The sequence below is a fragment of the Paenibacillus sp. JL3B1040 genome (assembly GCF_057063165.1).
In genome coordinates this window covers 5407426-5420352 of the sequence record NZ_CM169317.1, presented here as the reverse complement: position 1 = coordinate 5420352, position 12927 = coordinate 5407426, and the positions used below count along the sequence as shown (strand labels likewise).

Sequence of the window (12927 nt, the reverse complement as noted above, 5' to 3'; positions counted from 1 at the left end):
GGAAATCCCGTCATAATAGGTCTGAAGCGAGCCTTTGCATGATTATCCCTTTCGTTAAGGTAGCAGGGAGCGGGGGGAGGCCAGGCCTCGAAAAGTCATGCGCCCCCTACTCTGTTTTTGACCTCATGCTTGTCTCGCGAGTTTGAACCAAGCCGATTCTTATGCCAGCCACCTGATTAAAAGGAATAATCGTGCAAAGCGTCCGCAAAAAAAGCCCCCAGTCTCAGGACCGAGGGCTTTTTTGCATAGGAAGATTAACCTTTCACCGCGCCGGCGACAACGCCTTTAACGATGTATTTTTGCAGGAAGATAAATACGATGATCGAAGGCAGTACGGCCATCACCATAGCGGTCATCGCGTATTGCCAGTCGGACGTGTATTGGCCGACGAAGGTGTACGCGGCCAGCGTCAGCGTTTTAGTGGCCGGCGAGCCGTTGACCATGAGCAGCGGGAGCAGGAAGTCGTTCCAGATCCACATGACGTCGATGATGATGATCGTGGTGGTCACCGATTTCAACAGCGGGAAGATCACGCTGAAGAACAACCGGAAGCCGGAGGCACCATCGATCGTGGCGCTTTCGTCGATTTCCTTCGGAATCCCCTTCACGAAGCCGTGGTAGATGAACAGGGCCAGTGGAGCGCCAAAGCCCCAGTACAAAATGCCCAGTCCCCAGGTGCTGTCGGAGAGGTGGAAGCTTTTCGCCATTTGCAGCACCGTCAGCATGATCGATTGAAACGGAATCAGCATCGGCATAATGCAGATAAAGTAGATGATCGAGCTGGTTTTGGATTTCGTGCGGGCCAGCTTGTATGCGGCGATGGACGAGATCAGCACGATCCCGGCCAAGCCAAGGATGGTCACGACGGCATTATTCAGGAATAGCCGCGGATAGTTGATGAACTCCCAAACGTAGCTGTAGTTTTCAAAAGCCAATTTCTTCGGCAAGGCGATCACATCGGTCATGACCTCGGAGAAGCTCTTCAGCGAATTGATGATGGTCAGGAACAACGGATACAAGAACAGGATCGAGAGCAGCACCATCACGATTTCCAGGACGATGCGTCCTGCCGTATTCTTTTTCATTACGCCTCAACCTCCCTGCGTTTGAAGATGGTGAGCTGGATCACCGTAATAATCAGCACCGCCACGAACAGGATCAGCGCTTTGGCCGTACCGTAGCCGTACAGGTTGTTCTGGAACGTGTCGCGGTAAATGTCGTACGCCACGCTGTAAGTCGTACCGCCGGGGCCGCCGCCGGTCAAGGACAGGATGACGTCGAACACCTTGATCGAGTTGGTCAGCGCCATAAAGACGGAAATCGTGATCGATGGCGCGAGCAGCGGCAGCGTGACGTTAAAGAATCTGCGGAACGGGCCGGCGCCGTCCACCGTTGCGGCTTCTTTCAAGTCGTCCGGAACCGATTGCAGCCCGGCGATGTAAATCACCATATAGAACCCGATTGATTGCCAAATGGACACGAACAACACGGAAATGAAGGCGAGTCCGGGTTCACCGAGCCAGCTTAAGGCAAATACGCCCCAGCCGGTGCTTTCCCCAAGCGATTCGAAGCCCTGCATAAAGATAAATTTCCAGATAAACCCGACGATGACCAAGCTGAGAATGTAAGGGATAAAGAAAGCGGCTCTCAGCCAGTTCGTCGTCTTCAGCTTCATATCGAGCACCAACGCCAGCAATATCGCCAGCACGTTAATCAGCACGATGTAAAGGATCGCGTATTTGATCGTAAACCAGGCGGCTTGCGAGAAGTTTGCGTCGCCCATGAAAATTTGCTTGAAATTATCAAGCCCGATAAATTTCGGGTGCTTGGATATCCCGTTCCATTTGGTCAGGGAATAACGTATCGTCATGACAAACGGATAATAAAAGACTGCGATGATGGAAATCAGAATCGGCAGCGTAAATACGCCAAATTCCAATCTCTCGGCCCGTTTTCTCCCTAGTTTGAACATAGTGGCACCTCTTTTTCGTTTTTCGGCTATAATGATTATAAAACAGCGGTTTTGCCGCCAAAATGGATTTAAGAAAACAGTTAAGGGTAAAAAGGTGAACTCGCTTTTTCCCGGCGTACTAGAAATGAGGAACCATGTTCAACCGCATTTTAAGCTTGTTGACGACGCTTACTGACCGGGTTTCGCGAAGACTGGTCAATAAGCTTATTTTGTTGTTTACGACGATAATTATTCTGGTGGTTGGCCTCCTGACGGTGATTTCTTACCAGATGCTGGAGCGAGAATCGGTGGACCACAGCATGGCCAGCACGACGAATAACCTGAAGCTCGTCAACCAGAAGCTGGAGGATTACCTGTCCGGCGTCGAGCAGCTCTCCTTGCCCCAAATCCACTATGAGGATATCCTGCAGGCAATCATGAGCGAAGAATCGGATTATGCGGCGAAAATGTACCTGGAGGATTACCTGCGCGAGCTTTTCTATTCGCGAAACGACCTGGAGAGCATTTATTTGTACCTGATCGATCAGCACAAATACTACTCCATTACGCGTGAAGCTTATAACGTTACGGTTCGGGCGAGCTACCAGGAGGGGATTCCGGATCAGCCCTGGTACAAGCAGGCGATGGCAAGCCGCCATAACCGGTCTTATCAATCGTTTATCGTACCGGGGGCCAAGTCCGGCTATGTTATGAACGAAGAGCCCAGCTTTATGGGATATCACCGTGTCCTGCGATCCCTAGTGACACGCGAGCCGAAAGCGATCATTTCCTTCTATCTCAAGCCGACGGTCAAAGACCAGATCCTGGGGGATGTACCGTTCGAGAACGGGGAGCATTTGCTGTACCTTGATCCGGACAACGTCCCTTTTCATGTGGACGAACCGGCATTCCTGGACCTGGTGGGCGAAGCGCCGTGGCTTGCCCGGCTGGGGGAAGACCCGTCGATGAAGCCGCTGACCTGGACCGACGAGGCGGGGGAACGATATCTGATCATTTATAATATTGAGGCGAACGGGGGCTGGAAGCTGGTTAAACCGATTCCCTACAGCAATATTTACGCGGCGGCCAAGGCGACGCGGAATCTGGGGTATTTGATCGGTTTGATTTTTTTGCTGATTTCGCTCATTCTGGTCACGCTGTTTTCCAATAAAATTACAAGTCCGCTCAAAGACTTATCGCTCCAGATGCGCCGTTTCAGCGAAGGGACCTTCGACGCGGAAATTCCGGTGAAGGGCCGGGACGAGATCGCTTATTTATCGCGACATTTCAACCGGATGGTTCGGCGAACGAACGATCTGATCAACGAGCGCTACAAAATGAAGCTGGTCGAGAAAAACGCGATCCTCAAAGCGCTTGAGGCGGAAATTAACCCGCACTTCCTGTATAATGCGTTGCAGGCGATTTCGACCAAGGCGCTTAAGAGCGGGGACGACGAGGTGGCCGACATGATCGATGCCTTGGCGCTCACGCTAAGATATTGCATAAGTGGAAAAGACATCGTAAACGCTAGGGAGGAGCTGAAGCATATCGAACGTTATCTGGCGCTGCAGAAAGCTCGGTTTGGCAGCCGCCTCGAGGTAACGGTCGAATGGGAAGAGGCCCTCAAGGAGCTGCAGATTCCCAAGCTGTCCATTCAATCCCTGGTCGAAAACTCCATCAAGCACGGGTTGGAGAAGATGTCGAGCGGCATCTCCATTCGGATTCGCGCCGAGTTGGGCGACACCCATGCCGCCATTTCCGTACGCGATAATGGCCCGGGCATTTCCCCGGAGCGTATGGGGCAAATCCAGGCTTCGTTCCTTCAGGAATGGGAGGAGCAGGAGGGAGAGAACATCGGGCTCAAAAACCTGTATACCCGCCTGAAGCTTCTCTATGGGGAAGAAGCCGAGCTTAGCATTCGCAGCGATGAGCACGGCACGGAGATGCGTATGTTGATACCGCGGGGGGGCAGCAGTCATGTATAAGGTGTTGATTATCGACGATGAAGAACCGCTTCGGGAAGCGATTCGGATTTTGGGGAATTGGCAGGACCTTGAGGTTGACGAAATATGGGAAGCGACCGACGGCAAGACGGGTCTGGCGATGCTCGAACAGCACAAGCCGGATATTGTTATGGTCGATATGAAGATGCCGGAGTTGAACGGGGTCGAATTTTTACGGATCGTGGAGCAGGAGTATCCCGAGCTGTTGACGATCGTCATCAGCGGGTATAACGACTTCGAATTCACCCGCCAAGCGATTCATGCCAGAGTGGTGGATTACCTGCTGAAGCCGGTTAACCGCCAGGACTTGAACCAGGCGCTTCGCAAAGCGATCGACGTGCTAAAGGCCAAACGTCAGATTCAAAGCGAATCGATCACCCGAAACATCGCCTTTAACATGTCGCTACCCAAATTGAAAGAGAAGATTTACCTGTCCATCATCGAACGCAGCTTCAAAAAGCAAAGCAATCAGGCATTTCTGCCGCTGATCGGCGCGGATGACCCGGCCCACCGCTTTGGCGTGCTCGTCCTGCGGATCATGAATATGGAGGCTGTGCGGGACAGCCGCTTCAATCGCGATCGGGAGCTGTTATACTTCGCCGTGGCCAACGTGATCAACGATGTGGCGGTGGACACTCTGCAGTGCTTCAGCTTCGCCAATCCGAAGCAGGAGCGGGAGATGATCGCAGTTTACACGGCGCAGGGCGGATATCCGCAAGAGATCGCCTTCCGCGCGGGGGAGCTGCTTCGGAAGGTGGTTTCGACGTTAAGCGCTTTGTTCGGCGTACTGGCAGCCGGAGGCATCGGCCGGCATTGCGACGATGTCCTTGATCTGGCCGTTTCGTATGAAGAGGCGGTCGCCGGCATCCAAGGCATTGATTTGCTGAAGCTCAAGGGAAATGCCGTAATCGGGGAAGCGGACAAGCCGGCGTCCAAGGAGACGTTCTCCTTCTCCAGCCGGATGCCGATCTTGCGGGGGGCGCTCGAGGCGGGCAATCTGAATCATGCCAAATCGGTTATGGCCGAATTCGCCAAGATCATCAAGGTTTCCGGCTTCTTCAGCATCGGTGCCGCCGATCGGGCGCTGCGGGAAATCGTCGTCCTGTTGAACGATACGGCATCGGAGCTTGGCGTTCCGGCGGAGAAGCTTCCTTCATCCGGCAGCGACCCGTCGCTGCAGGCGCTTGGACTGCATACGGATTTTGCCTCGTTTGACCAGTTCGAAGCGCTGCTGCTCGCGTTGACGGAGTATTATCACGAGCAAGTCCGCCGGTCGATGGCCGCGGGACGTCCGTTCAGCGTCGAAGATATGAAGGAGTATATCGACAATCATTACTTCGAGGACATCAAAATCTCCATGTTCACGGAGAAGTATTTCTTGAGCCGCGAGTATTTGATGAAGCTGTTTAAACAGCAATACGGCTGCGGCATCCACGAATACGTGCAGAAGGTGCGCATGGACAAGGCCAAGGAGTTGCTGGACGATTCGTCGCTCAAAATTCAGGAGATTTCCGAAATGCTGGGGTATAAAGACAAGAACTATTTCAGCAAGGCGTTCCGGAATTACTATGCCCTGTCGCCGTCCGAATACCGCCAGCAGCAGGAAGAAAGGGTCAAAAAGTGAACTCGCGGGAGAACTCCACTTTTTTACCCTTAACTCACCACATATCTACATTTTTTCACCCGAACCTTTTCTTTAGAATAGGGAGCATAGCAAATGACAACCAAAAAGAAAGTGGGGGCGTTCGAAATGAAGAAAAAAATCTTGGCTCTGTCGTTCAGCCTGGTGCTGATCATGGGCCTGCTATCCGCTTGCGGGGGCAACAATAACGCGGCGAATGACGGAGCGAACAACGCAGGTGCCGGAAACGGCGGCGCGGTGGATGATTCCAAACCGGTAACGATCAATATGTTTACGGCTTCTCCGGAGTATACCGATGCGTTTAACGCCTACATTGCGGAATATAAGAAAGTGAAGCCGAACGTTACGATCAATCTGGAAATTATGCAGGCCGACTACAACACGGTATTGAAATCGAGAATCGCGGCCGGCAGTACGCCCGACGTATTCCAAACCACGGCCGGCGGGGACATCGACACCTTTGCCGAATACAGCGCCGATTTGACGGATCAACCGCTGGCGGCGGCCATGACCGACGCCGTTCGCGCCAACATGACTTCCTCCGACGGCAAAGTGCTGGGTTTGCCGGTCAAAGGCAACCTGTTCTCCTTGATCTACAACAAACAATTGCTGGATGAAGCGGGGGTTACGACTTTCCCGAAAACGACGGCCGAATTGGACGACGCCATCGCCAAGCTGGAAGCGAAGGGCATCACGCCTTTCGCAAATGCGTACAAAGAATGGTGGGTATGGAAGCACGTATTCCAGCATTTCGTGAACGCGGCCGCGCAAGATGCCGGCGTAACGACACAAGATCTGGTGGGCAGCTTCATCGCCGGAGACGTCAAAGTCAAGGATTACCCTGCCCTGTACAACAACTTCTTTAACTTCGTTGATACGACGGTAAAACATGGCACCGACAAACCGCTGGAACGCGACAGCAATGCGCAAGTCAGCGACTTTGCTTCCGGCAAAGCGGCGATCATGATAGGTAAAGGCGCATGGGATGAAGAAGCGATCAAGAAAATTACCCCGGACATCCAAATCGGCATCGCCGGGTATCCGGTCAGCGACAAAGCGGAGCAAGCAACGATCATCACCGGTGCGGACCAAGCTTTGCGCATCAACAGGGATTCCGCTGTGGTTAATGAAACGATCGAATTCTTTAACTGGCTGTACACTTCCGATTACGGCAAGAGCTGGTTCTCCACGGTAGCGAAGGTCATTCCTCCGATCAAGGACGCTCCGCTTCCGGAACTGGATATGCCGAAGCAAATGAATGAAATTCTGGAATCCGAGCCGTCGGGCGATCTGGCGATCAACTACTCGCTGGATACGTTCCATCAGAAATTCGGCGAGATCATGCAGTCCTACATCGGCGGCAGCAAATCGAAGGATCAGGCCATAACCGAAATCGAACAAGCTTGGGTACAACTGGGTTCGGCTCAATAACATCGAGAATCTCGGTTGTTCTTTAAACACAAATGAACCCAGCACCACCTCCGGTGCTGGGTTTTGTTTTTTACTTACAACTGCGAAAGGGTGTGTGGGTGATGAGCAGAATCGAAATTCGAGAAAACGGCTTACATCTGGTATTGGAGGTAACCGAGGAGCAGGATGTGCGGCTGCTTCATTTCGGCGCCAACGAGCTGAACGAAGCGCGGATCCGGGAGGAGCATAAACCGGGCTTCCGCCTGATGGAGCTGCAGTTGACCGGAGAGGACCGGGCCGAACATCACGGACGAACCCATCGGGCATCGTACCCGGGGCTGCGGATGGTTTACGCGGGTCATACCAACGGCTGCAACGCATTCGGGCGGAAGCTGGAGGTCGCGCTGCGTGACCCGGAGACCGGGCTGGAGGCTGTGCAGCACGTGCAATTTTACGACGGTGTGCAGATCGTCCGTGCCTGGGTGGAATTGTACCATGCCGGAACGGCGGCGGTGGGCGTGGAGTACGTCTCTTCCTTTGCGTTGACCGGTTTGGATAAGGAAGGCAGTCAGGACCGGGACGACAAAATGGTGTTGTCCATCCCCCATACCGGATGGCAAAGCGAGCTGCAATGGCGGACCTATCGTTTGCCGGAGCTCGGTTTGTCCCATTTGATCGACCGCAGCTCCAAACGGATTTCCTGCAGCAACACGGGGTCCTGGTCGGCTGCCGAACATGTTCCGATGGCCGTGCTGGAGAACCGGGAAACGAACAGCAGCTTGTTTTGGCAAATCGAGCATAACGGTTCGTGGCATTGGGAGATCTTCGACCAGGTTGACCAATTGACCCTGCTTCTCAGCGGCCCGACCGAGCACGATAACCACTGGTGGGTTTCGCTTCAGCCGGGCGAACGGTTCGTCAGCGTTCCGGTTGCGGTCGGGGCGGCGAATGGCGGCTTTGAAGAGGCGATCGCTCAACTGACCGCTTACCGTCGCCGGATTCGCCGTCCAAACGCCGATAACCGGGAGCTGCGGATCATTTTCAACGATTATATGAATTGCCTTTGGGGCTCCCCAACGACGGAGAAGCTGCTGCCGTTGATCGACGCCGCCGCCGAAGCGGGCTGCGAATACTTCTGCATCGATGCCGGCTGGTACGCTCCGGGCGAGTGGTGGGACGGCGTGGGCGAATGGCTGCCGTCCTCGGAGCGGTTTCCGGAAGGAATCAAGTACGTGCTGGACTATATTCGGAGCAAAGGGATGGTGCCGGGCTTATGGCTTGAGCTGGAGGTCATGGGCATCAACAGTCCGAAGCTGGCCGACACGGACGACAGCTGGTTCTTCCAGCGGCACGGCAAGCGGGTGATGGACCGCAGCAGGTATCAGCTGGATTACCGGAACCCGAAGGTCGTGGCGCATGCCGATGAGGTGATTCGCCGTTTGGTGGAGGATTACGGGGTCGGTTATATCAAGATGGACTACAACATCAATGCCGGAATCGGGACTGAACGCGACGCGGACAGCTTCGGTGACGGGTTGCTGCAGCATAATCGCGCGTATTTGGCATGGCTTGACCGTATTTTCGCGCGTTATCCGGAGCTCGTGATCGAAAATTGCTCCAGCGGCGGGATGCGTATGGATTACGCGATGCTGAGCCGCCACAGCATTCAATCGACCAGCGATCAGGAGAACTACGTGAACTATGCGGCGATCGCCGCCGCGTCCCCGTCGGCGCTGACGCCGGAGCAGTCCGCCATCTGGTCGTACCCGCTGCGGGAAGGCGACGACGAGGAAGTCGTCTTCAACATGGTCAACGCGCTGCTGTTGCGCGTGCACCAAAGCGGGCATCTGGCCGAACTGAGCCCCCGCCGTCGGGAGCTCGTGAAGGAAGCGCTGGATTATTACAAGGCGATTCGCAAGGACATTCCGGAAGCGTTGCCGTTCTGGCCGCTCGGTTTGCCGAAGCAGCAGGACGAATGGATCAGCCTGGGGCTGCGCCGGCCGGGCAGCGATACGGTTTACCTGGCCGTTTGGCGGACCCGCGGGGATGTCTCGTCGCGGGCGCTGCCGCTCCCGGCGCTGCAAGGGGAGGGGCTGGACATTCGCTGCGCTTATCCGCAGGACTTGGATTGCACCTGGGACTGGGATTCCGTAGCGGGTCAGTTGACGGTCACCCTACCGCCTGCTCCTTCGGCACGGTTGTTTGAGATTCGCCGCAAACCGTAACAGGGTACCCGGTTCGGATTTCTTTTGTTGACGCGAAACCAAATGGTGTCATATAATCATTTTGAATGGGAAACCATTTGGTTTCATAAAATCAAAAACAATCAGCAAAAGGAGATATAGGATGGATCAGAATAATGCGGGCAAGCTGCCGGACATCCGGCACACCATTCTGTTAAACGCTCCGGTCTCCCGGGTGTGGGAAGCGGTAGCGACGGCGGAGGGAATCGCGGCTTGGTTTATGCCGAATAATTTTCAGCCGGTGGAGGGGTATGAATTCGTGCTGCACGCCGGTCCGTTTGGAGATTCCCCGTGCAAAGTCACGGTGCTGGATCCGCCGCACCGGCTATCGTTCAATTGGGGCAAGGACTGGACGCTGACGTTCGAACTGGAGGAGAAAGACGGACAAACGGAATTTACGCTAATCCACGGCGGCTGGAGCGCCGATCAAGTTACCGAATTTGGCGAGACGCACGAGCTGGTTCGCGGCCGCATGGATCAAGGCTGGGCCGGTTTGGTCGGCAAGCTGGCCGAATACGTGCGGGTGTAGATGATGTCGGAAGCAGCCTCTGCGAAGCATGACGTGTTCCAGGCGATCGCCGACCCGACGCGCCGGGAGCTACTGCAGCTGCTTGGCGGGCGGGAACTGCCGCTGAAGGAGATCAGCGGCCGGTTCCCGATGAGCCGCACGGCGGTATCCAAGCACCTGCGCGTTCTGGCTGAGGCCGGGCTCGTGCAGGAGCGCAGGGTCGGCCGGGAGACGCGTTACCGTCTGGACGCCGATCCGCTGCTGGAGGTGAGGCGCTGGCTGGAGTTTTACGAGCGTTTCTGGGAGAACAAGCTATCCTTGCTCAAGCACTATGTCGAAACCGAACCGGGGGCGGAACCGGCGGGGCTGCGCCCCGTTCCCGGGCCGCGCCCCGGCGACGCAAGCGAATCCCCGAGCCGATAAGGCCGGGGATTTTTTGTATTGATCGGGCCGGTAGCCTCCTTTGGCGGGTCGATTCTTTTTTGCGCCGCATCGCTTTCGCCTTTGTCTCCTCCCCGATCTGGTATATAATGGGTTTGTCATCTTGTATACTGCACTCATCCTATCCAATCGTTGAGGAGGTAGTTGTGATGAAGTACGTCAGTTTGGGAAGAACCGGGTTGAAGGTCAGCCGTTTGTGTCTCGGAACGATGAATTTCGGGCCGACGACGGACGAGAAGGAAGCGTTTAGAATTATGGACGCGGCGATCGACGCCGGCGTTAATTTCTTCGATACGGCCAATGTCTACGGGGGAATAGAGCATCGCGGCTGGACCGAGGAGATCATCGGGCGCTGGTTCGCGCAGGGCGGCGGCCGGAGAGAAAGGGTCGTGCTGGCTACGAAGGTGTACGGGGCGATGAGCGATCCTGCGGCAGACCCGAATGAAGGCGCTCCCGGCTTATCGGCCTATAAAATCCGCCGCCATCTGGACGACTCGTTGCGGCGGCTCGGCACGGACCATATCGAACTGTACCAGATGCATCATGTCGACCGGAACGTAACTTGGGATGAGTTATGGAATGCGTTTGATATCGCGCAACAACAAGGCAAGATCGGTTATGTCGGCTCCAGCAACTTCGCCGGGCGGGATCTTGTGAAAGCGCAATATGAAGCCAAAGCCCGCGGGGTGCTTGGCCTTGTCTCCGAGCAGCACAAATACAGCCTTCTTTGCCGATTGCCGGAGCTGGAGGTGCTGCCCGCCGCCGAGGAACTGGGAATCGGCGTGATCCCTTGGAGTCCGCTGGACGGCGGTATTCTCGGCGGGAATCTGAGTCCGCAGCCGGGCTCGCGCACGGCCAAGCAAACCGAGCGCATCGAGAAGCTGCGCCCGCAGCTGGAGCGGTTCAGCCAGCTGTGTAAGGAACTGGGCGAGTCGGAAGCTACGGTGGCCCTGGCCTGGACGCTGGCCCATCCGGCGGTCACAGCACCGATTATCGGGCCGCGGACGCTGCAGCAGTTCGAGGAATCGCTGCGAGTCGTCGACGTCGAGCTGAACGAGGAGACGCTCAAGGCCATCGACGAGATCTTCCCGGGTCCGGGTGGAGAAGCGCCTAAAGCCTACGCCTGGTAATAGGAGAAGGGGAGCGACACGATGATTCGATACGAACGGGCCACAGACCTGGAGATGGACACGATTTATCAGGCGTTTCAGCGCGGATTCGCCGATTACATCATCCAATTTAATTTAGCCGAAGCGGATTTTACGGATCGATTCTTCGGTCCGGAAGGCAATGCGCGGGAGCACTCCTTCGTGGCTCTCGACGGAGAAGAAGCTGTGGGCGTCGTCCTGGGCGGCAATAAGGTCTATGAATCCGTCCGGACGATGCGCTGCGGCGCACTGGCCGTCAGCCCGAAATACCGAGGCAAGGGCCTAAGTGCAGGCCTCATGGATCTGCATCGGGAGGACGCGCTGCAGGCCGGCTGCAAGCAGCTGTTTTTGGAGGTCATTGCCGGGAACGACCGGGCGATCGCTTTTTATTTGAAAAGAGGTTACCGCCGCGTTTACGACGTTTCGTTCTACACGCTTCCCGATGCATCCCGATTGGAAGCCCCGCCCGGGGCTTCTGCGGGAGGGACGGTGGAGCGGATCGAGTTCGAGGTATTCGCTAATATGGTGAGGGCTTGGAGGTATTTTCACATCAATTGGCAAAACGATTTGGAGTACCAGCAGCGAAGTCCTTCCAACGTCTATTACGGCGTCCGGGCAAACGGGGAATGGGCAGGGGGGCTCTCCATCAGCCCCAGCGGCAAGATCAACATGCTGATCGTCAGTAACCGCCATCGGGGGAATGGCATCGCTACCCGGTTGCTGGCCGCTGCTCGCGAAGAGCTGGGCCTCGTCAAATTCACCGCCTCCGCTCCCAACAATGCGCTGCTGGAAGGTTTCCTGGAACGACACGGGTTCGTTCGCGACAAGATCAGCCTGCATGAGATGTACCTTCGATTATAAAAAGGGAGTAACGGACCGGACCTGTACCGGCCATGGGTTACCGGTCATGACATACCGGTCATGAGGTATTGACAATAGACTCGGATATCGTTTATCATCGTGTAGACCGATCGGTCTAATTTATGCGGAAAGGTACCGGTATGCATGCCCAATCAGAACCCAACCCGGCAATTGCTCATCGAAACAACGGCAAAGCTGCTGCAGAACCAAGGCTATAACGCGACGGGCTTGAACCAGATCACCCAATTGAGCGGTGCGCCCAAGGGATCGTTATACTACCATTTTCCGGAAGGCAAAGAACAGCTTGCATGCGAAGCTGTCGGCTATACGAAAAACGTAACCTTAGCGAGTCTGCGCGCCGCACTGGACTCAACACACGATGCGGTCGGGGCGGTGCAAGCGTTGCTGACCTTCATCGCCGATAACTATGATCGCGAGGATGCGGAGCTGGGTGTGCCAATTGGCATCGTCGCTCATGAAACGGCCCGCAGCAATGAGAATATTCGTCAAGCTTGCTGCGGAGTATACAATGCCTGGATCGCCGAATTCGAGAAGAAATTCATCGCCTCCGGCTATCCCGCGGAAGAAGCGGCGGATTTGGCGCTCCTCATTAACGCCATCGTGGAGGGCTCGATCATCATGTGTTTGACGCAGAAAAGCAGCCGGCCGCTGCGTTCGGCAGCCCGACTGATCCCGCGGCTCTTTCCTACCTAACAACTG

The 12927-nt window shown here is 55.5% G+C and carries 11 protein-coding genes; 9 read left to right on the top strand and 2 right to left on the bottom strand.

Translation table 11 applies throughout. From position 1 onward, the window contains the following. Positions 1-254: 254 nt before the first annotated feature. Both ACZF99_RS24840 and ACZF99_RS24835 read right to left on the bottom strand, forming a co-directional pair. Entirely contained in the window at positions 255-1085 is an 831-nt protein-coding gene (locus tag ACZF99_RS24840; protein ID WP_483607550.1) for a carbohydrate ABC transporter permease, read from the bottom strand. Next, positions 1085-1972 (bottom strand): carbohydrate ABC transporter permease, encoded by an 888-nt coding sequence (locus tag ACZF99_RS24835; RefSeq protein ID WP_483607549.1) that lies wholly within the window; start codon positions 1970-1972, stop codon positions 1085-1087. The genes ACZF99_RS24840 and ACZF99_RS24835 overlap by 1 nt, the downstream gene beginning before the upstream one ends. A gap of 134 nt (positions 1973-2106) precedes the next feature. Between ACZF99_RS24835 and ACZF99_RS24830 the strand changes: the two genes are divergently transcribed. The 9 genes from ACZF99_RS24830 to ACZF99_RS24790 all read left to right on the top strand — a co-directional run bounded on the left by ACZF99_RS24830 (position 2107) and on the right by ACZF99_RS24790 (position 12921). Beyond that, positions 2107-3936 (top strand): sensor histidine kinase, encoded by a 1830-nt coding sequence (locus tag ACZF99_RS24830; RefSeq protein ID WP_483607548.1) that lies wholly within the window; start codon positions 2107-2109, stop codon positions 3934-3936. Then, entirely contained in the window at positions 3929-5578 is a 1650-nt protein-coding gene (locus ACZF99_RS24825) for a response regulator transcription factor (RefSeq protein WP_483607547.1), read from the top strand. The genes ACZF99_RS24830 and ACZF99_RS24825 overlap by 8 nt, the downstream gene beginning before the upstream one ends. A gap of 126 nt (positions 5579-5704) precedes the next feature. Further along, a complete protein-coding gene (locus tag ACZF99_RS24820; RefSeq protein ID WP_483612958.1) occupies positions 5705-7027 on the top strand; it encodes an ABC transporter substrate-binding protein in 1323 nt (440 codons plus the stop codon). A gap of 101 nt (positions 7028-7128) precedes the next feature. Beyond that, on the top strand, positions 7129-9231 hold the full coding sequence (locus ACZF99_RS24815; protein WP_483607546.1) for a glycoside hydrolase family 36 protein: 2103 nt from the start codon (positions 7129-7131) through the stop codon (positions 9229-9231). Positions 9232-9352: 121 nt separating this feature from the next. Continuing rightward, complete coding sequence (locus tag ACZF99_RS24810; protein ID WP_483607545.1) at positions 9353-9778, top strand: SRPBCC family protein; 426 nt, start codon at positions 9353-9355, stop codon at positions 9776-9778. A 3-nt stretch (positions 9779-9781) separates the two neighbouring features. Next, entirely contained in the window at positions 9782-10180 is a 399-nt protein-coding gene (locus ACZF99_RS24805; protein ID WP_483607544.1) for an ArsR/SmtB family transcription factor, read from the top strand. 167 nt (positions 10181-10347) lie between these two features. After that, positions 10348-11328, top strand: a complete 981-nt coding sequence (locus tag ACZF99_RS24800; RefSeq protein ID WP_483607543.1) for an aldo/keto reductase — start codon at positions 10348-10350, stop codon at positions 11326-11328. A 21-nt stretch (positions 11329-11349) separates the two neighbouring features. After that, positions 11350-12207, top strand: a complete 858-nt coding sequence (locus ACZF99_RS24795; RefSeq protein ID WP_483607542.1) for a GNAT family N-acetyltransferase — start codon at positions 11350-11352, stop codon at positions 12205-12207. Positions 12208-12351: 144 nt separating this feature from the next. Then, positions 12352-12921, top strand: a complete 570-nt coding sequence (locus ACZF99_RS24790) for a TetR/AcrR family transcriptional regulator (protein WP_483607541.1) — start codon at positions 12352-12354, stop codon at positions 12919-12921. Positions 12922-12927: the final 6 nt, after the last annotated feature.

What these genes read in the sequence shown, in the direction of transcription:
- ACZF99_RS24840 (WP_483607550.1), bottom strand. Translation starts at nt 1,085, where the DNA reads ATGAAAAAGAATACGGCAGGACGCATCGTCCTGGAAATCGTGATGGTG.
- ACZF99_RS24795 (WP_483607542.1), top strand. Translation starts at nt 11,350, where the DNA reads ATGATTCGATACGAACGGGCCACAGACCTGGAGATGGACACGATTTAT.
- ACZF99_RS24815 (WP_483607546.1), top strand. Translation starts at nt 7,129, where the DNA reads ATGAGCAGAATCGAAATTCGAGAAAACGGCTTACATCTGGTATTGGAG.
- ACZF99_RS24810 (WP_483607545.1), top strand. Translation starts at nt 9,353, where the DNA reads ATGGATCAGAATAATGCGGGCAAGCTGCCGGACATCCGGCACACCATT.
- ACZF99_RS24835 (WP_483607549.1), bottom strand. Translation starts at nt 1,972, where the DNA reads ATGTTCAAACTAGGGAGAAAACGGGCCGAGAGATTGGAATTTGGCGTA.
- ACZF99_RS24800 (WP_483607543.1), top strand. Translation starts at nt 10,348, where the DNA reads ATGAAGTACGTCAGTTTGGGAAGAACCGGGTTGAAGGTCAGCCGTTTG.
- ACZF99_RS24790 (WP_483607541.1), top strand. Translation starts at nt 12,352, where the DNA reads ATGCCCAATCAGAACCCAACCCGGCAATTGCTCATCGAAACAACGGCA.
- ACZF99_RS24825 (WP_483607547.1), top strand. Translation starts at nt 3,929, where the DNA reads ATGTATAAGGTGTTGATTATCGACGATGAAGAACCGCTTCGGGAAGCG.
- ACZF99_RS24820 (WP_483612958.1), top strand. Translation starts at nt 5,705, where the DNA reads ATGAAGAAAAAAATCTTGGCTCTGTCGTTCAGCCTGGTGCTGATCATG.
- ACZF99_RS24805 (WP_483607544.1), top strand. Translation starts at nt 9,782, where the DNA reads ATGTCGGAAGCAGCCTCTGCGAAGCATGACGTGTTCCAGGCGATCGCC.
- ACZF99_RS24830 (WP_483607548.1), top strand. Translation starts at nt 2,107, where the DNA reads ATGTTCAACCGCATTTTAAGCTTGTTGACGACGCTTACTGACCGGGTT.